Origin of the sequence: Undibacterium sp. TC9W (assembly GCF_049339865.1) — a bacterium.
Taxonomy (GTDB): Bacteria; Pseudomonadota; Gammaproteobacteria; order Burkholderiales; family Burkholderiaceae_D; genus Undibacterium.
This window is the reverse complement of sequence record NZ_JBMPPJ010000001.1, coordinates 326,686-346,908: the sequence shown is the minus strand read 5'-3', so window position 1 is coordinate 346,908 and position 20,223 is coordinate 326,686. Positions and strand designations below refer to the sequence as shown.

23 protein-coding genes are annotated in these 20,223 nt (G+C 48.2%); 7 read left to right on the top strand and 16 right to left on the bottom strand.

Features of this window, described 5'->3' with window-relative positions; all coding sequences use genetic code 11:
- Window positions 1–23: 23 nt before the first annotated feature.
- The 10 genes from ACO0LN_RS01595 to ACO0LN_RS01550 form a co-directional block, all read right to left on the bottom strand.
- A complete protein-coding gene (locus ACO0LN_RS01595; protein WP_110253733.1) occupies window positions 24–389 on the bottom strand; it encodes a response regulator in 366 nt (121 codons plus the stop codon).
- Window positions 390–440: 51 nt separating this feature from the next.
- On the bottom strand, window positions 441–989 hold the full coding sequence (locus tag ACO0LN_RS01590; RefSeq protein ID WP_422951073.1) for a chemotaxis protein: 549 nt from the start codon (window positions 987–989) through the stop codon (window positions 441–443).
- A gap of 65 nt (window positions 990–1,054) precedes the next feature.
- Window positions 1,055–1,978 carry a flagellar motor protein MotB gene (gene motB / locus ACO0LN_RS01585; RefSeq protein ID WP_162059160.1) on the bottom strand — a complete coding sequence of 308 codons (924 nt, stop codon included), beginning with the start codon at window positions 1,976–1,978 and terminating at the stop codon, window positions 1,055–1,057.
- A gap of 17 nt (window positions 1,979–1,995) precedes the next feature.
- Window positions 1,996–2,856: a flagellar motor stator protein MotA gene (motA, locus tag ACO0LN_RS01580; RefSeq protein WP_422970646.1), complete on the bottom strand. Its 861-nt coding sequence runs from the start codon at window positions 2,854–2,856 to the stop codon at window positions 1,996–1,998.
- A 117-nt stretch (window positions 2,857–2,973) separates the two neighbouring features.
- Window positions 2,974–3,780, bottom strand: coding sequence for a class I SAM-dependent methyltransferase (locus tag ACO0LN_RS01575; protein ID WP_422970645.1), 807 nt, complete (start codon window positions 3,778–3,780; stop codon window positions 2,974–2,976).
- Window positions 3,781–3,805: 25 nt separating this feature from the next.
- Complete coding sequence (flhC, locus tag ACO0LN_RS01570) at window positions 3,806–4,360, bottom strand: flagellar transcriptional regulator FlhC (RefSeq protein ID WP_422970644.1); 555 nt, start codon at window positions 4,358–4,360, stop codon at window positions 3,806–3,808.
- 38 nt (window positions 4,361–4,398) lie between these two features.
- Entirely contained in the window at window positions 4,399–4,716 is a 318-nt protein-coding gene (gene flhD, locus ACO0LN_RS01565) for a flagellar transcriptional regulator FlhD (RefSeq protein WP_110254236.1), read from the bottom strand.
- 536 nt (window positions 4,717–5,252) lie between these two features.
- Window positions 5,253–5,960, bottom strand: a complete 708-nt coding sequence (dnaQ, locus tag ACO0LN_RS01560; RefSeq protein WP_422970643.1) for a DNA polymerase III subunit epsilon — start codon at window positions 5,958–5,960, stop codon at window positions 5,253–5,255.
- Window positions 5,961–5,993: 33 nt separating this feature from the next.
- Complete coding sequence (gene tilS, locus ACO0LN_RS01555) at window positions 5,994–7,385, bottom strand: tRNA lysidine(34) synthetase TilS (RefSeq protein ID WP_422970642.1); 1,392 nt, start codon at window positions 7,383–7,385, stop codon at window positions 5,994–5,996.
- The gene (locus tag ACO0LN_RS01550; RefSeq protein ID WP_422951067.1) at window positions 7,382–8,356 is read right to left on the bottom strand and encodes an acetyl-CoA carboxylase carboxyltransferase subunit alpha; all 975 of its coding nucleotides are present in this window, start codon (window positions 8,354–8,356) and stop codon (window positions 7,382–7,384) included. The genes tilS and ACO0LN_RS01550 overlap by 4 nt, the downstream gene beginning before the upstream one ends.
- Before the next feature lie 490 nt (window positions 8,357–8,846).
- Between ACO0LN_RS01550 and ACO0LN_RS01545 the strand changes: the two genes are divergently transcribed.
- The 5 genes from ACO0LN_RS01545 to ACO0LN_RS01525 are packed head-to-tail and all read left to right on the top strand — an operon-like array spanning window position 8,847 to window position 13,182.
- A complete protein-coding gene (locus ACO0LN_RS01545) occupies window positions 8,847–9,869 on the top strand; it encodes a L,D-transpeptidase Cds6 family protein (RefSeq protein ID WP_422970641.1) in 1,023 nt (340 codons plus the stop codon).
- Window positions 9,869–11,137 (top strand): L,D-transpeptidase family protein, encoded by a 1,269-nt coding sequence (locus tag ACO0LN_RS01540; RefSeq protein WP_422970640.1) that lies wholly within the window; start codon window positions 9,869–9,871, stop codon window positions 11,135–11,137. The genes ACO0LN_RS01545 and ACO0LN_RS01540 overlap by 1 nt, the downstream gene beginning before the upstream one ends.
- A 45-nt stretch (window positions 11,138–11,182) precedes the next feature.
- Window positions 11,183–11,845 carry a peptidylprolyl isomerase gene (locus ACO0LN_RS01535; protein ID WP_422970639.1) on the top strand — a complete coding sequence of 221 codons (663 nt, stop codon included), beginning with the start codon at window positions 11,183–11,185 and terminating at the stop codon, window positions 11,843–11,845.
- Window positions 11,846–11,880: 35 nt separating this feature from the next.
- The gene (locus ACO0LN_RS01530; protein WP_162041620.1) at window positions 11,881–12,369 is read left to right on the top strand and encodes a peptidylprolyl isomerase; all 489 of its coding nucleotides are present in this window, start codon (window positions 11,881–11,883) and stop codon (window positions 12,367–12,369) included.
- A 27-nt stretch (window positions 12,370–12,396) separates the two neighbouring features.
- Entirely contained in the window at window positions 12,397–13,182 is a 786-nt protein-coding gene (locus ACO0LN_RS01525; RefSeq protein ID WP_422970638.1) for a UDP-2,3-diacylglucosamine diphosphatase, read from the top strand.
- A gap of 35 nt (window positions 13,183–13,217) precedes the next feature.
- Here ACO0LN_RS01525 and ACO0LN_RS01520 read toward each other — a convergent pair whose 3' ends face one another.
- Window positions 13,218–13,910, bottom strand: coding sequence for an ABC transporter ATP-binding protein (locus ACO0LN_RS01520; RefSeq protein WP_162041622.1), 693 nt, complete (start codon window positions 13,908–13,910; stop codon window positions 13,218–13,220).
- Window positions 13,911–13,986: 76 nt separating this feature from the next.
- Between ACO0LN_RS01520 and ACO0LN_RS01515 the strand changes: the two genes are divergently transcribed.
- Both ACO0LN_RS01515 and mnmH read left to right on the top strand, forming a co-directional pair.
- Complete coding sequence (locus ACO0LN_RS01515) at window positions 13,987–14,592, top strand: arylesterase (RefSeq protein ID WP_422951106.1); 606 nt, start codon at window positions 13,987–13,989, stop codon at window positions 14,590–14,592.
- A 4-nt stretch (window positions 14,593–14,596) separates the two neighbouring features.
- Window positions 14,597–15,679: a tRNA 2-selenouridine(34) synthase MnmH gene (mnmH, locus tag ACO0LN_RS01510; protein ID WP_422970637.1), complete on the top strand. Its 1,083-nt coding sequence runs from the start codon at window positions 14,597–14,599 to the stop codon at window positions 15,677–15,679.
- Window positions 15,680–15,693: 14 nt separating this feature from the next.
- Here mnmH and ccoS read toward each other — a convergent pair whose 3' ends face one another.
- The 5 genes from ccoS to ACO0LN_RS01485 form a co-directional block, all read right to left on the bottom strand.
- Window positions 15,694–15,837 (bottom strand): cbb3-type cytochrome oxidase assembly protein CcoS, encoded by a 144-nt coding sequence (ccoS, locus tag ACO0LN_RS01505; RefSeq protein WP_162041624.1) that lies wholly within the window; start codon window positions 15,835–15,837, stop codon window positions 15,694–15,696.
- A gap of 35 nt (window positions 15,838–15,872) precedes the next feature.
- Window positions 15,873–18,119 carry a heavy metal translocating P-type ATPase gene (locus tag ACO0LN_RS01500; RefSeq protein WP_422970636.1) on the bottom strand — a complete coding sequence of 749 codons (2,247 nt, stop codon included), beginning with the start codon at window positions 18,117–18,119 and terminating at the stop codon, window positions 15,873–15,875.
- A 4-nt stretch (window positions 18,120–18,123) separates the two neighbouring features.
- A complete protein-coding gene (locus ACO0LN_RS01495; RefSeq protein ID WP_422970635.1) occupies window positions 18,124–18,366 on the bottom strand; it encodes a heavy metal translocating P-type ATPase metal-binding domain-containing protein in 243 nt (80 codons plus the stop codon).
- Window positions 18,367–18,833: 467 nt separating this feature from the next.
- Complete coding sequence (locus ACO0LN_RS01490) at window positions 18,834–19,832, bottom strand: S49 family peptidase (protein ID WP_422970770.1); 999 nt, start codon at window positions 19,830–19,832, stop codon at window positions 18,834–18,836.
- A complete protein-coding gene (locus tag ACO0LN_RS01485) occupies window positions 19,832–20,197 on the bottom strand; it encodes a Rieske (2Fe-2S) protein (protein WP_422970634.1) in 366 nt (121 codons plus the stop codon). Before ACO0LN_RS01485 ends, ACO0LN_RS01490 begins: the two co-directional genes overlap by 1 nt.
- Between the last annotated feature and the right edge of the window lie 26 nt (window positions 20,198–20,223).

Below are 20,223 nucleotides of genomic sequence, written 5' to 3'. Positions count from 1 at the left end.
TGCCCAGACACCGGGCCAATAATTCAGCCAATCACTTTTTTAACTACTTCAGTCAGCTTTTGTGGATCAAAGGGCTTCACCAGCCAGCCATTCGCACCGGCCGCACGTCCCTTCGCCTTCATATCATCACTTGATTCTGTTGTCAGCATCAGGATAGGTACACGTGCATAAGATGGCAAACCGCGCAGGGATTTGATCAGGGTCAGGCCGTCCATGCGTGGCATATTCTGATCAGTCAGCACCAGATCCACCACCTGGTTACGCGCTTTTTCCAGACCATCCTGGCCATCTACTGCCTCTATTACCTGATATCCGGCTGCTTTTAAACTGAAAGCGACCATCTGCCTCAGAGAGCCAGAATCATCCACAGCTAAAATTGTCTTGGCCATATTTACTCCGTTATACGAATTGTAGGCAGCTTAAGCTTGCTGCCACTTGATTTAAAATAACTCTATGTCACCGCTATCCATATGCTTTTGATGCACTGCTTTACGTAACAAATTCTTCAGGTCGGCGCTTTGTTTTTCCAGGCGCACGGTAGTCTCACGCAACAAGGCTGTCAACTCGTCCGTTTCACCGTCATGCTCTATATCATTACCCACTACGCCCAAGGTGCCCAACACTTCACGCAAACCTTCGCAACGCTGTAATGTGCGCGAGATCAATTGGCTGGTCAAATCCTGGAATTGCAAACTGGTGACGGCCGAACTGATATGTGTTGCGATATCGCCCTGAATTGCCTTGAGCCGCAACACGCTGTCATCTGCAACACTACCAGAACTGATGATCAGATTGATTTCTTCCTGTTCGCTTGATATTGCTGCATGCAGCGCCATGAAGCTGACACCAAGCTTTTCTATCGCTTCACCCAAGAGTATCGTTGTTTGCGCAAGGTCAGTCTCAACCTCCAGCAAATGTGCATTTCCATGATCAGACACACCTGATAAAAGTTGCTTAACCTGAGAACCCAACAGTTTCTTTTTGGACATCTTAAGCATCCTATCTATGCATATTGACTTAATGATGCTGCAGTCTTACTTGTAGCTTGCTTATATCAAGGTTTGACTGAAATTTCAGCGCTTGAGTCAGACTGATTTGCAACCTCAATAGAGCCGCCATCCTGCGAAGCAGATTCTTCTGCTTTTTTATTCATGACGATGATGCTGATTCTTCGGTTGATCGGATTCAGAGGGTCTGCCTTATCGAACAAAACAGAAGACGACAATCCGACGACTCTCAACACCTTGGTCTCATCCATGCCACCATAAATCAACTCCCGCCTGGAAGCGTTGGCGCGGTCGGCAGACAATTCCCAATTGCTATAACCACGCTCACCACTACCATAAGGGGCCGAATCAGTATGACCAGAAAGGCTGATGCGATTAGGTACATCATTAAGTGCCTTGCCTATTTCATGCAATATTTCCCTCGTATAGGGTTGCAGATCTGCCTTGGCTGAGGCAAACATGGGGCGGTTTTGTTCATCCACCATCTGTATGCGCAAACCGTCTGTGGTGATATCGAGTAAAAGCTGTTTCTTGTATTGTTTCAACGTAGGGTTGGATTCTATGGCCGCTTCAATCTTGGACTTCAGGCCCTTTAAGCGCTCAGCCTCAACCTTTGCCAGAGCAGCCTCGGCAGCTTGCAGGTTATAAGTTTTCTTTTGCGTGTCAATCTCACCTTTACGGCTTTGCCCTTCACGCGCACTCAAATCCTTGCCACCACCCTTGATCACACTGGAACTGTCACCACTACCATCGCCACCAGCCATTGCCACTTTTAAAGGAGTTTGAAAATACTCAGCGATACCATTCAAATTACCTTTCGCAGTAGAGCCCAGCAACCACATGAGCAAGAAAAACGCCATCATCGCCGTCACAAAGTCAGCATAGGCGATTTTCCAGGCACCACCATGGTGACCACCGGCCACCTTCTTGATGCGCTTTACAATAATTGGTCGTAGTTCTTCGCTTGCCATCATCAATCCAGTTTTTATTATTTAGATTTCGATTGCTTAATATGTTCTTCCAGCTCGCTGAAAGTCGGTCTTTCCGTGGAATACAACACCTTCCTGCCAAACTCTACAGCCAATGCCGGCGCATAACCATTCAGACTGGCCAGCAAAGTGACCTTGATACACTGGAAGGTCTTGGATGACTCATCCAACTGTTGCTCCATCAAACTCGACAAAGGACCGACAAATCCATATGCCAGCAAAATACCAAGGAAAGTACCTACCAGGGCATGCGCAATCAGGATACCAAGCTCTGATGGCGGGATACCCACAGACTCCATCGTATGTACCACCCCCATCACCGCAGCCACGATACCGAACGCTGGCAGGCCATCACCCAGCTTGGCAATGAAGTGGGCAGGAACTGCACCTTCGTGATGATGCGTTTCCAATTCATTGTCCATCAGGTTTTCAATCTGGAAGGCGTCCATATTCCCCGAAACCATCAGGCGCAGGTAATCCCCTATGAATTCCATCATATGATGGTCATGAACAATAGAAGGATATTTGCTGAACAAGGGACTGTCTTCAGGCTTTTCAATATCACCCTCAATAGACATCAGGCCTTCTTTGCGTACCTTGGTCAGGACGTCGAACAGCATGGTCATCAATTCCATATACAAGGCTTTTGTATATTTGGAACCTTTTAATACGCTGGGCAAAGCCTTGACAGTAGCTTTCAGGGTTTTCGCATTGTTACCAACCAGTGAAGCGCCAAGTGCGGCGCCACCTATCATCAATAACTCCAGCGGTTGGAACAACACTGCCAAATGTCCACCGGACATGACAAAGCCACCGAACACTGAGCCCAACACGACGAGATAGCCGACGATAACTAACACGAGCTTTTACTCCTTAGAGGGAATTTTTATAATATCGACTACACTACCTCAGACCGGACGCATTCACCAGAAATGGAAGGTTAAATATTGCTTCAGGAATACATTTCACTATATGCATTATATGCGCCAGACATACAGAACGGGGTCATTCGCATTGCTTTTTATAGTTAAATCCGCCTCAACACCCGGCACTTTGAATTCATAACTCATGAATTGAGTACCCGGCCGCATCTCGGCACTGACCTTTTCCCACAAGTCTGGCATGGCCGCAGGCGACAGGTATGCAAAGACCACATCGAATTCAGCGAAATCCAGTTGCAAATAATCTTTTAAATAGAAACGAACCTTAGGGCCCGCCCATTTAGCCCTTAACCAGCTGACCAGCCAGGGGAAAGGCGCGACTTCTACTCCAAAAAAAGACTGCTGGGGCCGCAATCTGGCAAGACTAACTGAGACGCCACCAAAACCGCTGCCTATATCAATAAAAGACAAATCATCATGCACAGGTAGTTGCTCAAGAATACACGGCAACAAACTGGATTTGGAAGGAAAATATGGAACTTGGGTGCGGTACGTTGACCAAAACAACAATACCATCAACACAAAAATACCCAGACTGACGCCAGGGTGCAGCTGAAAGACCAGCGAAGCGACAACCGCAAAGGGAAAGATGAATTGTATCAACCACCACCACCAGTTCATGCGCAGCAAATAACTGCATGCAGAAGCAAGGCTGGCGTGAATGAAAAGCAGTAAGAAGGGAGAAAATCTACTACCGAATTGCCACCTGTCGGTGGCATATAGCAAATAAGACAGGAGCAGAGCGAATAACTGGACAAGCACTGCAAGGATAACAGGCGAAGAAAACACTCCGCCATCCGGTAGGAGTTTGCCTTTACGGGTTTTTGATGATGCTACCTCCAAGGCTCCTCCTGAATTTTATGCCACCTTATGCCACCATTTCCAGCGCGGCCTCCGCATCTTTTGCTTTTTTTGTTTTACCTGCCCTTGACGGGACGTGGCATAAACCACAAGCATAATCATCATGCAAATCCAGGCTATGCGCAACAAAATGCCCGCTGCATTTGCAACATTTTGCAAAACTGAGCATTTTGCCTTCAAAGAAGCGCACCAATGTCCAGGCGCGTGTCAGAGACAGAACAGGTTCCTCACCTGGAGGAACAGGCACTTGCTCCAGATACAGGCGATATGCCTTGATGATTGCATCAATACCATCCACGCCAGCATGCTCACGCAGATATTTATGAATATTCATGAACAGGGAAGAATGGATATTTGGCTGCCATGTGATAAACCAGTCGGCAGAAAAAGGCAACATGCCTTTTGGCGGAGATACACCCTTCAACTCCTTATATATCTTCAGCAGACGCTCACGCGACAAGGAAGTCTCGGATTCCAGCAATTGCAATCTGGCGCCCAGATTGACCAATTCAATTGCCAGTTGAATTTCGTGAGCCTCGTTTACTACGCTTTTGCTTGCCATGATATTTCTCCGTCCGCTTTGATTCAATGCCCGACAAATTAATGGATTTCTTCAACCGGCTGACCAGCCATCAAAATCGCAGCATGGGAATGCGCAAGCGCACGCTCCTTGTTGTAATTTGTCAACATACACAAAATCGAGCTGTCTTCGAAGCGGAAGCGCGCCAACATCATATTGGAGCCAGCCAGCTTCAAGATCTGGGCATTATTCAAACCTTCTATCAGGTCCGCAATTTCTTTGCCTATACCCAAACGGAAAATAGCGGTCGCTTTATCAGCGCGGATCATTTGTTGTGCCAACATCAAATAACTCAAATTGGCATCCCGAATCTCGGCCATCATATCGTTCTGCGTCATTTTCCCACCCTCCAGTTTTGTTATCAGCGGCATGTTTGCGTTGCCAGTGAGATACATTGTGCAGGCTGGTTAAAAGCGGCTGTATAAGCGTAATTCCGTATTTAAACCAAGAATAAAACGAAGACATTCCGTAGGAAAATATCCTACAGGCATATTTAGACATCTACAAAATGAAATTTTGTAGAAAACAGATTTTTATTTTTTCGGATCAGCAAAATCAGCCAATTCAAAAAACATCAATGAAAACAAAGACTTGAGCAAAATTAGATCTTTTACCGCAACGTCTTATAATCATTAACGGCAGCACTTTAGAAAACTTTAGGGAAAATTTAAAAATATTTTCGAATTATTTTCATACTTTTCTAACGGCAACAAATTGTGAAATCTTTAGGGTTGAGCTCAAAAAAAAACAAAAAAAAATCACCTGTTCGCAACAGGTGATCCTTTTTGATGCTTTTATGTGGCTTTTTTAGCTACTACTTTTCACATTTATTGTATTTAAAACAATATAAAACAAAACTGCCTCAGTATATTTCCTACGCAGCCGTATGCCAGATGCACTTATCTTTGATTTGCTTATCCAAACCTGTCAGTAATGTCTCATGCTCGCCCATTTCCTCTTCCGTCGCCATTAAGACCGCGATTTCTCCAACGGGCGCATCAAAGGCCACGACTTCTTGCACTTTTGGGGTGTCGTCTTCTTCGATATCAATTTCAAAGCTGTTCTGCCCGCGTGACATTGCCAGGAAAACATCTGCCAGCAATTCAGCATCCAGCAAAGCGCCATGCAGTTTACGGTGGGAGTTGGAAATTTCATAACGGGTACAAAGGGCATCCAGCGAGTTACGCTTCCCTGGATGCAATTCTTTTGCCTGCACCAGGGTGTCAATGACGTTAGGGCAATACTCGGTCAATACCGGCAAGTTCAGACGCGCGAGTTCAGCATTCAAAAAGCCAACGTCAAAAGGTGCGTTATGAATAATGATTTCTGCATCTTTGATATATTCACAAAACTCTTCCGCTACCTGGGCGAACTTGGGCTTGTCACTTAAAAACTCGGTGGTCAGCCCGTGGACTGCCAACGCCCCCTCTTCAGAGTCACGCTCTGGGTTGATATAACGATGAAAATTATTACCCGTCAGCTTGCGGTTAATTAATTCTACGCAACCAATTTCTATAATGCGGTCGCCATTACGCGCATTCAAACCCGTGGTTTCGGTATCAAGGACCAATTGCCTACGCATGTTCACTATTCCTATAAAGCTACAACACTTAATTTAATCAAAAACCCAGCGCAGGGAAATGCCAACAGCCAGCTCACTCTGGCAAAACCGGCTCTGCATACCAACTCCCGCGGCAAATAATAAATCCCGACCAACAGAGATATAGGGCAGGCGCTCTCTTTGCCAGAAAGGTATCTGCAAGGACTGGTAATGACTCTTCATGTCACGGGTAGGCCGGTTTTCTGCTAACTTGAGGCGCTCACCTCCCCTGCGCAAATGCATGGTTAGCGCCTGCTGCTTTAACCAGGAGGCATCCAGCCCATGCTCAGCCACATCAAAATACAGGCGACCGGCAAACTCTGGGAAGTGAATATGATCCTGCCCCTCCCAGACAAACTCCTGCAACTGGTCTTGTTCTGCCATTCCTGCATTTTGCGCAGACAGATAGACGATGTTTTTATAGCGATGTATGGCAACAGTATCGTGGTGCACCGTAATACGCGCATCTTCGCGTCCCTCAAATAGCTGGCTTTGCATTTCCTTCAGACGAGAAGTCGTAGGCATGCGTACGCCTGCCCTTGAAAACCAGTGACGAAACAAATTATCCCTGCGGGCGGGGCTCAATTCACGCATGGCCAAAATACCCAGCCCTGTATCAACTGAGCAACCGGCAAAATCCTGCTGGGCAACTTCAAGCATCAAATCTTGTGCAGCCTGGAAATGCGTAGCCGAACGGGCTATACGCTCCGAGTAACCCGGTGACAGGGTCTCAAGTACCGGCATGACGCTATGGCGTATGGCATTGCGCAGATAGCGCTGGTCAGTATTTGACTCATCTTCTATATAACGCAGGCCTCGCTGACTTGCATAGGCTTCCAGCGTTGCCCGCTTTTCAGACAACAATGGCCGCCCCAGCATGACTTGATCATGACCAAACAGATTAGGTGCACGATGACAAACATCCATGCCTGACATCCCGGCGACTCCACTACCACGCAGCAATTGCAATAACAGGGTTTCTGCCTGATCATCCTGATGATGGGCTGCCAGAATCAAGGGAATGCCTGTATCTTTCGCCATTCGCCCCAAAGCTTCATAGCGCCCCTTACGGGCAGACGCCTCGACACCGTCACCACTGTCGCGGGACACCTGGATACGTTCGGCATGAAAACTCACTGCGCCTGTAACGCATAAGGCCTGGCAATGATCAAGCCAGGCATCCGCATTCGGGCTCAGGCCGTGATGTACGTGAAAAGCATGCAGTGAGATTTTGGTGCGACGGCAATAATTGATTGCCAGGTCGAGCAAGACCGTAGAATCCAGACCGCCGCTATAGCCTACTGCGAGGCCATTTTGCAGATTTCCTTCACAGCAATCAGCAATAATGGCATCGAGTTTTTTTGAGAATGTTTGCTCAAGACTGGAGCAATGTTGATCTGGCCTCATTCAGCAAGTTTCGTTTCCTTAAACTTGCCATAGCTCATTAATTTTTCATGGCGGGCAGCCAGCAAGTCCTTGGTTTTGACACCCTGGAATTGACGCAGGGTATCTGCCAAGGCACGTTTTACCAGAGCACACATCTGTTTTGGGTCCCTGTGGGCACCACCCAGGGGCTCATTAATGATCTTGTCGATCAGACCCATGGCCTTGAGCCGGTGAGCTGTCAAACCAAGCGCTTCTGCGGCATCGGATGCACGGTCAGAGGTCTTCCACAGGATGGAGGCGCAACCTTCTGGGGAAATGACGGAATAAGTCGCATATTGCAACATCAATACGGCATCACCAACCGCCAGCGCCAAAGCGCCACCAGAACCGCCCTCACCAATAATGGTAGTGATCAGTGGCACTTTCAGCTCAGCCATCACATATAGGTTATGCCCAATGGCTTCTGACTGGCCGCGCTCTTCAGCATCTATACCAGGCCAGGCACCGGTAGTGTCCACAAAGGTGAACACTGGAATATCAAATTTTTCAGCCAGCTTCATCAGGCGCATGGCCTTGCGGTAGCCTTCTGGCTTGGGCATACCAAAATTACGCAGGGCACGTTCTTTGGTATCCCGGCCTTTTTGATGGCCCATGACCATGCAGGCCTGACCATTAAATCGTGCCAGACCACCTACAATGGACTGATCGTCAGAGAAACTGCGGTCACCATGCAACTCATGGAAATCCGTAAACATTTGGTTCACGTAGTCCATGGTGTATGGACGCTGGGGATGACGGGAAATCTGCGACACCTGCCATGGGGTCAACTTGGCATAAATATCCTTTGTTAACATCTGGCTTTTTTTCGACAGTCTATCTATTTCCTCAGAAATATCGACTGCGGAATCATCCTGAACAAAACGCAGTTCTTCTATTTTTGTTTCCAGCTCTGCAATTGATTGTTCAAAATTTAAAAATGTCGTTTTAGTCATCGTGCCTCCTTAACATCACACGAGTTGATAAAAAAATCCAATTTCATTCTGGCGCGGGCGCAATGTTTAATTGAATAAAGTGTCGCTTTGCCAAGCGTACAAAAGAACCATTTAGATGATTTTTTTGCAAAATTCATAAGCCTGCATATTGGACATATTGTCCTGACGGAGCAGATTAGATATCAAAACTGGTCTCGCTGTCCAGTGTTCAGCACTTTTTGTCCCGGCCAGGGCTGCCAAAATCATCCTCGATAATCTGCTGCAGCGAGCAAATACACTGGCAATATTCAAGCGCCCCGCAGCAGAACATCATAGAATTTGTTGCAACTGGAAAATAAACAGGAGCCAAAGTGCAGCTTACTTGTCAAAGTAATTGTCAAACACCCATAGTCAGCAACTTATTTGATAAGATGGCGCTTTGCTTAATAGTCAGTATACCATTGCAGCTTACATGTTCTGCCAAACTCCTATAAATCCAAGACCGAACACCATGCGCCAGATTTTAAAGAATGTTCTTACCCTATCCAGCCTGTCATTGCTGTTGATGTCCGCGCATGTCAGGGCAGATGATGCTGCTGACGTTGGCAAATTACTCAGATCTGGTCAGGTAAGCGAAGCCTTGCAAAAAGTCGAGGCTGCCCTGGCGCAACGCCCCAAGGATGCGCAGATGCGTTTTCTGAAGGGATTGATACTGACGGAACAGAACAAATCCGCTGAAGCCATCACCGTTTTCTCGAAGCTGACTGACGATTACCCGGAATTGCCCGAGCCCTACAACAACCTGGCAGTCCTGTATGCCTCGTCCGGCCAATATGACAAGGCCCGCGCGGCCCTGGAAATGGCCATCAGGACCAACCCGACTTATGGCACGGCACACGAAAATCTCGGTGACGTGTATGCAAAACTGGCGAGCCAGGCCTATGACAAGGCCTTGCAACTTGATGCTGGCAACAATACTGCAAAGTTAAAACTGACACTGGTCAAAAATCTGGTGGGCAATACCACCGGTGGCACTAATCCTAAAACTGCCATGGCATCCCAGGCTGCTGCGGGCACAGCCACCCCGGCCAAGGCCAGCGCTGCCACAGTTGCGGCTGCAAAACCTGAGGCAGAAACAGCTAAACCCGAACCAAAATCCAAACCGGCACCTGCGACCACAGCTTCTGGCGACAAGTCAGAGGACGATGTGCTCAAAGCGGTAGAAAACTGGGCCAAGGCCTGGAGCAGCAAAGACACCAATGCCTATCTGGGGCATTACGCAAAAGACTTTCAGACACCAAAAGGTGAATCCTACAAAGCGTGGGCTGACGAACGCCGTAACAGGATAGAAGGCAAAGGCCGCATCAATGTCAAAATTGAATCTACCAAAATTGATGTCGACGGCAATACTGCGACGGTCAAATTCCGCCAGATATATACATCTGACCAGCTGACTGCCAATAGCCGCAAAACCTTGCACATGGTGAAGCAAGATGGCAAATGGCAGATCAAACAGGAGCGTGCGGGTAGCTAATGTTTTTCGCTGTCAATTCTGATGCTCCGGCCACATACACAGCCGGAAAATCACGCATTTTTGCTGTTCTTGCACTGACATGCCTGGCGTACCTGGTTACGCCGCTGCAAGTCATTGCCAAGTCACGCCCCAATAAAGTTGCTCCGGCCGAAATCAATCCAAATGCCCCTGATCCAGATGCCCTGTTAATCGAGGTTTACAAAAACCTGGCAGCAAATAATCTGCAACAGGCGCAAACCAAGATTGATGCGCTGGTAGAAGCCTACCCGCACTTTCAGTTGGCGCACCTGATACAGGGCGACCTGCTGCTGATGCACACCCGCCCGGTACGCAGTTTTGGTGTCGGTGCACTGACCCAGCCAGATAAACTGAAAGACCTGAGGGATGAGGCAGCGGCGCGCATACGCTCTTACCGCGAACGCCCGGCCCCTGACCTGATACCGAAGGCCATACTCCAGTTACGGGATGACCAGAAACAGGCCATCGTCGTCGATGCGAAAAAATCGCGCTTATATGTGTATGAGAATGCCGCAGGGCAGCCCCGTCTGATCAACGACTTCTACATCAGCCAGGGCAAGTTTGGCATCAACAAGCTCAAGGAAGGTGATCAAAAAACGCCTATAGGCGTGTATTACATTACCAGCCGCCTGGCTGGCACCAAACTGCCAAGCTTTTATGGTCCCGGCGCCCTGCCCTTGAATTATCCAAATGAATGGGACAAGTTCAATGGCCGCAATGGCTCAGGCATCTGGTTGCATGGCATGCCACCTGAGAGTTTCAGCCGCCCCCCGCTGGCGTCAGATGGCTGCGTGGTCTTGACGAATCCGGACTTTTTAAAAATCTCATCCATGATCGATATAGGTAAAACGCCCGTCATCATCAGTGAGCAAGTGGAATTCGTCAGCCGCAATAAATGGATACTGGAAAGAAACTTTGCCGAAAAATTGCTGGATGACTGGCGACTGGACATGCAAAGTCAAAATGCCAACCGCATTCTGACAAATTATTCTCGCAACTTTAAGACTACCCAGGGCGACAATTTGAATACCTGGTTTCCCAAACAGCAGCAAAGCTGGGATAACTGGCATAATCCTGCTATCAAGCTAAAAGATGTGACCCATTTCCGCTACCCCGGTAAAGACGAGCTGATAGTCAGCACCTTTACCCAGGAAACCACCAATGGGAAAAACAAAGCGGCCATTCGTAAGCGCCAATACTGGCTGAAAGAAGCTGCCAGATGGCGCATAATTTACGAAACCACTGTCTGAACCTTTGCGTACCCTTAATTCACCAACCAATAACGTATGCTGAATATGAAAATTTCAAAATCCGGACTACATAGTGTATTGATGGGCACCTGCCTGATGATGGCAAGCGCCTTTAGTTTTGCCGAAGGGCAACCTAAAGTTTCACTGAAGACCAATATGGGTGAAATCGTCATTGAGCTTTACCCGGAAGCAGCCCCAAAAACAGTGGATAATTTTCTCAAGTATGTCAAAAGCGGGCATTACAAAGGAACGATCTTTCATCGTGTCATTGATAATTTCATGATACAGGGTGGCGGTTACGACAAGGACATGAAGGAAAAACCGACGAATAAACCTGTACCGCTGGAAGCTCGCGAAGCACTGGAACATGGCTTGAAAAATGATCTGGGTGTGGTTGCCATGGCCCGTACGCAAGACCCTAACTCTGCCAGCGCGCAGTTTTTCATCAATGTCAAAGATAATGACTTCCTGAATCACCAGGTCTTGCCTGACGGTGATCCGGTCGAATTCCAGTACCGTGGCAATACAGTAACCGAAAGACGCGCCCGCGCATTGGCGATGACTGCTGGCTATACCCCCTTTGGCAAAGTCATCAAGGGCATGGAAGTCGTAGAAAAAATTAAAGTGGTAGAAACTGGTGAGGCTAAAATGATGCAAAATGTGCCAAACAAACCAGTTATCATCCAATCCGCTACCTTGTTAAAATAAACAAATCACTAAACTTTTTAAAATGAAGGACTATCATGGCCGTTATTCTGACCACCAACTTCGGTGATATCAAGATTGAACTGAACGAAGAAAAAGCTCCAAAAACTGTTGCCAATTTCCTGGCCTATGTTGAATCTGGTCACTACAACGGCACGATTTTCCACCGCGTGATTGACGGTTTCATGATACAAGGCGGCGGTTTTGAGCCAGGCATGAACCAAAAATCCACCAATGCACCTATCGAAAATGAAGCCAAGAATGGTTTGAAAAACGAGCGTTATGCATTGGCCATGGCACGTACTGGTGATCCACACTCTGCTTCTGCACAGTTCTTCATCAACACGGCTAACAATAGCTTCCTTGATTATCCAGGTCAGGACGGCTGGGGCTACTGCGTATTTGGCAAAGTCGTAGAAGGCACGGATGTTGTTGATAAGATCAAAGGCGTGAAAACTACTCGCACTGGCATGTTCCAGGACGTACCGGTAGAAAACGTCGTGATCGAAAAAACACAGATCGTTTAATCGCATACGCTCTCACTACCCTACTTCATGATCGCAGACCACAACGCGAATCAGACAAAAGCGCAACCTGAACCGGTTGCGCTTTTTGTTTCTGACACACACTTAAACCCTGCCCTGCCCCTCACCACAGTGGCGTTCCTGAGTTTTCTTGAAAAACAGGCGGTGCAAGCCAAGGCCCTGTATTTGCTCGGCGACTTGTTTGAATACTGGGTGGGCGACGACAATATCGACGATCCCTATAATGCATCCATAGTCCATGCCCTGCGCAAAGTCCATGATCAGGGCGTACAACTGTACTGGATAGCAGGTAACCGTGACTTTTTGATAGGTCACGATTTTTCTGCAGCGACAGGTGCAGTGCTATTGGAAGACCCCACTGTCATTGATTTGGCTGGAAAAAAAGTAGTGATTGCTCATGGCGATGCACAATGCACAGATGACCACGCTTACATGAAATTTCGTGCGCAAGTGCGGCAAGCGGAGTGGCAAAAGACTTTCCTGGCCATGCCGCTTGATCAGCGCAAAAAAATCATTGAAGGCTTACGCACCGAAAGCAAGATGGAACAAAAACAGAAATCTGTCGCCATCATGGATGTGAATGCAGATGCGATCGCAGCACTGTTCCAGCAATCTGGCACCAGCACCATGATACATGGCCACACCCACAGGCCAGCCATACATAGTAACGGTGAAAAAACCCGATATGTATTGCCGGACTGGGATTGTGAAGACCAGGACAAGCGAGGCGGCTGGCTCGCAGCTTACAGCGATGGCAGCATCAAGACTTATAGCTGGGATGGAACCCTGAAATAAATCTTTACATAAATGCTTAGATAAATCCTAAGCCATCAGGCGTTTAAAGTGTCCGAGCGCAAATGACCCGCACTGATGGTCAGGACTCTGCCGCATCTCGCTGCAATCGAAAGATCATGCGTGACCAGCACCAGGGTTGAGCCACGCTCACGATTCAACGTAAACATCAGGTTGATAATCGCTTCACCAGTGGCAGCATCCAGGCTGCCAGTCGGCTCATCGGCAAACAACAGAGGTGGCTCGGTCACAAAAGCGCGCGCCAGTGCTACCCGTTGCTGTTCGCCGCCCGACAAAAACTTGGGATAATGCCTGAGTCTGGAACCCAGTCCGACATGCTCCAGCATTTTTTCTGCCTTGGCACGTGCCTGCTTGTCACCACGCAATTCAAGTGGCAGCATGACATTTTCCAGCGCATTCAGGTGCATCAATAACTGAAAGGACTGGAATACAAAACCCAGGTTTTCCTTGCGAAATTGTGCCCTGCCATCCTCGGTCAAATCAAAAATATCCACGCCATCTAGCAAGACCTTGCCTTCTGTTGGCGTATCCAGACCAGCCAGGATGCCCAGCAGGGTCGATTTACCGGAACCAGAAGCGCCAACAATTGCAAGCGTCTGCCCGGCTTGCGCGGTAAAATCTATACCATTCAGGATACTGAGCTCGCCCGTGGCGTCTGCTACACGCTTGCTCAGGTGCTTTACTTCTATTGCCGCTTTGTTTGATTCCATAAGGTCTTTGCGTATGCTATTTTCTCAATTATCAGGTCACGTCAGCAGGCTATCAAAACAAGCCCTGATGTTTGTGATGTTTGCCGTCTTTGCTGTATTTACATTCACTACTTTACCTGCTTATTCTGCATCAAAAACCATACTCGTGCTCGGCGACAGTTTATCAGCCGAATATGGCCTGGCACGCGGCAAAGGCTGGGTAACACTGCTGGAACAAGGATTGCAGCAAAAAAAAATACCTGCCACAGTCATCAACGCCAGCATCAGTGGTGACACCACCAGTGGCGGCAAAGCCAGATTAGGCACTCTGCTGGAAAAGCATCATCCAGATGTCGTCATTATAGAACTTGGTGGCAATGATGCCCTTCGTGGTCTATCACTTAAGGCCTCTGAAGATAATTTCAAGGCCATGATCGACATGGTGAAGGCGCAGCATAGTAAAGTTTTGTTGGCAGGAATGAGGATACCGCCCAATTATGGGCCAGATTATTCTGAGCGCTTCTTTTCCATGTATGGAAAACTCGCGAAAGCCAACAAGATTGCCTTAGTCCCATTTCTGCTGGAAGGCATAGCAGAAAAAGAAAACCTGTTCCAGTCTGACCGTATTCACCCGATTGCAGAAGCACACCCGGCCATACTCAATAATGTCTGGCCGCATTTGCTGCCATTGCTCGGCAAATGACACCATGAAATATCCTGAATTACTGGATTTTCCAGAGGTCTTCCAGCAAAGGTCAAGGTTTGACACTATTATCGACGTCCGCAGCCCGGCTGAGTTTGCCGAAGACCATATTGCTGGCGCCATCAATTGTCCGGTACTCAACAATGAAGAGCGCATAGTTGTTGGCACCAGGTACAAGCAAGTAGGTTCATTTGAAGCCAAGCGCCTGGGAGCGGCCCTGGTAGCAAAAAACATAGGCCTGCATATAGAAAACCTGTTCCAGGACAGACCCCGCGACTGGAAACCATTGATTTATTGCTGGCGCGGCGGCAACCGCAGCGGCGCAATGGCACATATCTTTGCCAAAATAGGCTGGCCAGTAACGCAACTGAATGGTGGCTACAAAGCCTACCGGCAGTTTGTTAATCAAAGTATCAGTACAAAGCCATCGGAGCTCAAATGGCAGGTTCTATGTGGGCCAACCGGCAGTGGCAAAAGCCGCTGTCTGAACACTCTGGCTGGTCTGGGCGCGCAAGTTCTGGATCTGGAACAACTCGCGAATCATCGCGGCTCTGTATTGGGTGATATTCCCGGGCGTACGCAAGCTTCACAGAAACAATTCGAGAGTCTGATTTTTGAGCAGCTACAGCGATTTGATCAGCAAAAAATGATTTTCGTTGAAGCAGAAAGCAAGAAAATCGGCAAACTGAGGGTGCCGGACAGCCTCATGCATGCCATGCGCGCCTCGCCCTGCGTGCAACTTTGCCTGCCCATGGAAAAACGTGTAGGGCTATTGGTAGAAGAATATGCGCACTTCATAAGCAATGCAGAAAGCCTGGGGCAACAACTGGACTTTCTCACTCCTTTGCACGGCAAGGAAAAAATTTCCCGCTGGAGGCAAATGGCAGAATGCGGCAAACTCACTGAGCTGGTCAAAGAACTGCTTGGACAACATTATGACCCTGCCTATAGCAAGTCAATTGCAAGAAATTTTGCGGGATATGCGAACGCAAGGCGAATAGTTCAAAACGATATAAACGAATCAGATTTTCTTGAATCTGCACACCATATATTGCCTCTGACGAATCCAGGCATGAATGACGTTTAAGCGTGGCCGCAGATTCAGCCATCAACATCATCGACGATTCTTTGTCCTTCATCTTCCAGGCCATCGAATTGACGGTGATTGACCGCCCACCAGAATACCGCACCGATGGCGAACACCAGTACCAGACTCAAGGGTATCAGCAAATAAAGTATATCCATAATTTCCTGCGTCAGCCTTTTTAATCAGCCCTACATCAGCCCTGCATCAGATAGACGGGTTGCGGCAATAAATACAGACGCAGGGCATTCAATACCACGATCAACGAACTCAGCGACATGCCCAGAGCTGCATGCCAGGGCTCTAGCCAGCCGCACATCGCTGCGGGTATCGCCAGTAAATTATAAAGTATGGCCCAGGCGAGATTTTCACGTATTAACCTATACGCTTTGCTGGCCACAGTCATGCCAAAATCCAGGTCCAGCAGACGATTCGACATCAGCAATACATCGCTGCGTGATTGGGAAATGGGTGCGCCCTGTCCCATCGCCACCGACACGTCTGCCAGCGCCAGCACAGGCCCATCATTCATGCCATCACCAACCATGATTACTGTCGCGCCGTTGGCCTGGAGTTTTTGTACTATCTCATATTTACCCGAAGGACTCAGCCCTGAGTATGCTTCCTGAATATCGCATTGCTCAGCAATTTTATTGACCACATCTTTCCTGTCACCAGACAGGAGCAGGATTTTCTTGCCCTTGCCTTTCAGGTTCCTGATCGCTTCCGCCGCGTCTTCACGCAAAATGTCATCGAGTGCAAACCAGATGAGATTACCTCGCCGGCTCGCCAGCACGCTCAACGTGCGCCCGGTAAAGCACTCAGGAACACAGCTATCATGATCATGTACGCCACTGGCAAACTCCACACTACCGAGGCGATATACTTCATTTTCAAATTCAGCTTCTATGCCACCACCGGGGACTTCCCTGACTTTGACCAAGTCAACAATATCCTGAGGCACGGCATTTTGCGCAAGGTAGTCAGCTATCGCCCTGGCTACAGGATGCGCAGACTGGCAGGACAATGCCATCGCAATTGCGACGTTGCTGCCCTCTTCATCTGTACTTAGCATTTCCATGACCTGCAATTTACCCATGGTCAATGTACCAGTTTTATCAAAGACGATATGCGTGGCATTTGCCATGGCTTGTATGGCTTTTGATTTCGCCATCAATACACCATTTTTTGCCAGAATACCGATGGCAGCCGACATGACACCGGGCGTTGCGAGGGACAAGGCGCAGGGGCAGGTCAAGACGATGATGCTGATGGCTATCCATAAGGCACGTCCAGCATCTATCTGCCACCAGACTATGCCACTGACAAACGCCAGCAAAAGGATGATGATCAAAAAGCGGCTGGCATGTTTGTCAGCCAGCAAAACCAGTGGTGGTTTTTCAAGTGATGCAGATTCCATCATGCCTATCAGTGCAGACAATTGTGTCGCTCCACCCACTTCTTTTGCCTGCATCACCAGAGCACCGTGAATGTTCACTGAGCCCGCCAGCACATGGCTGCCCGTGGTTTTAGGGACTGGCAAAGACTCACCCGTCATCAAGGCTTCATCACAACTGCTGTCACCGCTGATCACCATGCCATCTGCAGGAATATGTTCGCCAGCAGCGACCATCAAATAATCACCTGCCTGCAAGGCAGACGCATCGACAGTCTCAAGAGACTGCTGCGGATAGGCCAGGAATCGTTGCGCCATTGCAGGCGACAATTGTGTCAAAATCCGCAATGCAGCTGTCGTGCGCTTTTGCACTTTTGACTCGATCAGACGCGCGCCCAACAAGAGAAAGACAAACATGATGGCCGAATCAAAATAGACGGCACCACCATGAAAAGTAGCCCAGATACTGGCCAGGAAAGTCAGCAGTATCCCCAGGGAAACTGGTACATCCATGCCTATATGATGGTTTTTCAGATCGCGCCAGGCAGAAGAAAAGAAAGGCAAGGCGGAGAATCCTATCACGGGTACTGCAATGATCATGCTGGCTAGCTTCAGCAGCTTATCGACATCCGGTGTCAAGTCACCATCGATCTGAGGTACGGGCACCATGTAGGCTGGAAAGGCATACATCATCACCTGCATCATGGCGAAACCGGCAATGAACAAACGCCACAGGGCGCGCCTGTTTTCTTTTTGCTCCAGTTCATCTGGAGACTGGCTGGCTGGCAAAGCACCATAGCCAAGGTCTGTGATGGCTGCCAGAATACGTTTGAGTGTCAGTAAATTACTGTCCCAGGAAATATCGGCACGATGGCTTGCAGGATTGATTTTGAAGGAGATGACTCCCGCCAGTTGTCTGATGCGAAATTCTATCAATTGCACGCAGGCGGCACAACGCATACCAGAGAGGTTTAATTTCTCACTGACAAATTGTTGCTGCGGAGCAGTACCATGAAAGTCTGGTATCACGTCATCTGTATTTACCATGGCATCAAGCGACCAGCGTCTGGTTCGTTTTATTCTTCATATACTCATCCACCAGATTATTGTGCTCCACTGCGCGCAACACCGCGAGACAGCCGTGGCAACACACTGGTTGCGTGTGGCCATTAAAATGGGCCGTCAATGCATTGCTTTTGCGCATTTTTTTACCGCAATGAAAACAGTCTGTCTTTTCACCATCTTTGAAAGTGAACAGCAAAGCCTCAACTAGCGATGAAAATGCAAATGCCATGGTGAATGATCAAACCAGGAAAAGGACGAAAACGAAGAATGAAAACGCTTTAATGCTACATGAGAGAGAACCAAGACACTTGATTAAAATCAAATAGGAGAAAGGAAACAGATATAAAAAAACGGTAGCGTTGCACTACCGTTTCTTTTACTTCATGGATGCTGTTTGACTACTACTATAGCTAATGCCACTAATTTGGCGAGGGTTCTTAGAAACCTCAGGTCCGTAATAAACGGATGGGTGCTTCACAAATTGTAGGTCTATCCACTTCATTAATAACCGGCACACAAGACACCGGAGCTCAAATTCATTCCGCCTTGGATACAAAAAATATTTTGTATATCGACCTCCTTCTTTTGAACCAGTTACGCCCCTAATATATGCCAACTCAATAACGAGTGGAAGAAAAAAATAACTATGCATGCAGCCAACAAGATTAACAAAATCAACCAAACTAAATAGCGAATTTAGCGCATGCTAGGAGTATTTCCCTTTAATAAGGTGGTTGCTGCACTGGCACCTATAGAGGCACCAAATTTCTTCAAGACACGCTCAGGCAGACCTTCTTTTTGGGTGTAATCAACGATATTTTCCACCTTGACTATATCGCGTGCGACAGAATCCACAGAACCAAAATCGTCTGCCAGGCCCATTTGCACGGCCTTGCTGCCTATCCAGAACAGGCCAGAAAACATTTCTGGCGTTTCTTTCAGGCGCTGACCACGGCCCGCACGCACGGTATCAATGAATTGCTGGTGGATTTCATTGAGCATGGTTTGGGAAAATGCTTTTTGTTTTTCTGTCTGCGGTGAGAATGGGTCCATGAAACCCTTGTTTTCACCTGCAGTCATGAGACGGCGCTCAACACCCAGCTTATCCATCAGGCCGGTAAAGCCAAAACCATCCATGAGCACACCAATAGAACCAACGACGCTGGCCTTATTGACGAAAATCTTATCGGCTGCAACGGCAATGTAATAGCCGCCCGATGCGCAAATCTCATCCACCACAACATACAATTTTTTCTCTGGGTATTCTTTGCGCAACCTGCCCATTTCATCATTGATCATGCCAGCCTGCACAGGGCTGCCGCCGGGGCTATTGATGCGAATAACAACTGCCACCGAGCCCGGATCAGCAAATGCCCGGTTCAACGCGGGTATCACGGTATGCGCGCTGCCCGAGCCTTCAGACTCTATGGTACCTTCAATTTCTATCAGGGCAGTATGATGTCCGAGGTTTTCCATTTCACCCGTTGCATAATCGCTGAAATAGTAAAATGCGAATATCACTACCGACAGAAATGCGAACCTGAAAAAGATACTCCAGCGTCGGCGCAGGCGCTGTTCACGTAAGGAATCTGTTGCCAGTTTTTCTAAAAGCTGTCGTTCCCAGCCAGCTTCTTTTTTATCGCTTTCGCTGACTGGCGAACTCGGAAATTGCTCATTCATAATTTTTCCAGAAATCAGGCAATGACAGCTTGTATATAATCATCGGGATGCCAGTAAATCTGCCCTCCTTCTTCACTGACATTAATTTTTCGCAGACGGCCACCGCGACAAGGGCCGCCCGTGCAATAGCCAGTATCTGGCTGGTAAATTGCGCCATGGGTTGCGCACATGATGTAAAGACCGCTGGATTCCAAGAATTCGCCCGGGTTCCAGTCCAGTTCCACCGGCACATGAGCACAGCGGTTTAAATAACCATGGACTGCGCCGTCATAGCGAATCACAAAGCCAACAGCGTCATCACTGCCGGCAGTGACCGGAAAGCGCACGCCCTTGCCACCTTCTATCAACTCATCTGACTTACATACAGAAATTGACTTCATCTTTATCTCTTCTTTACTGCTTATCT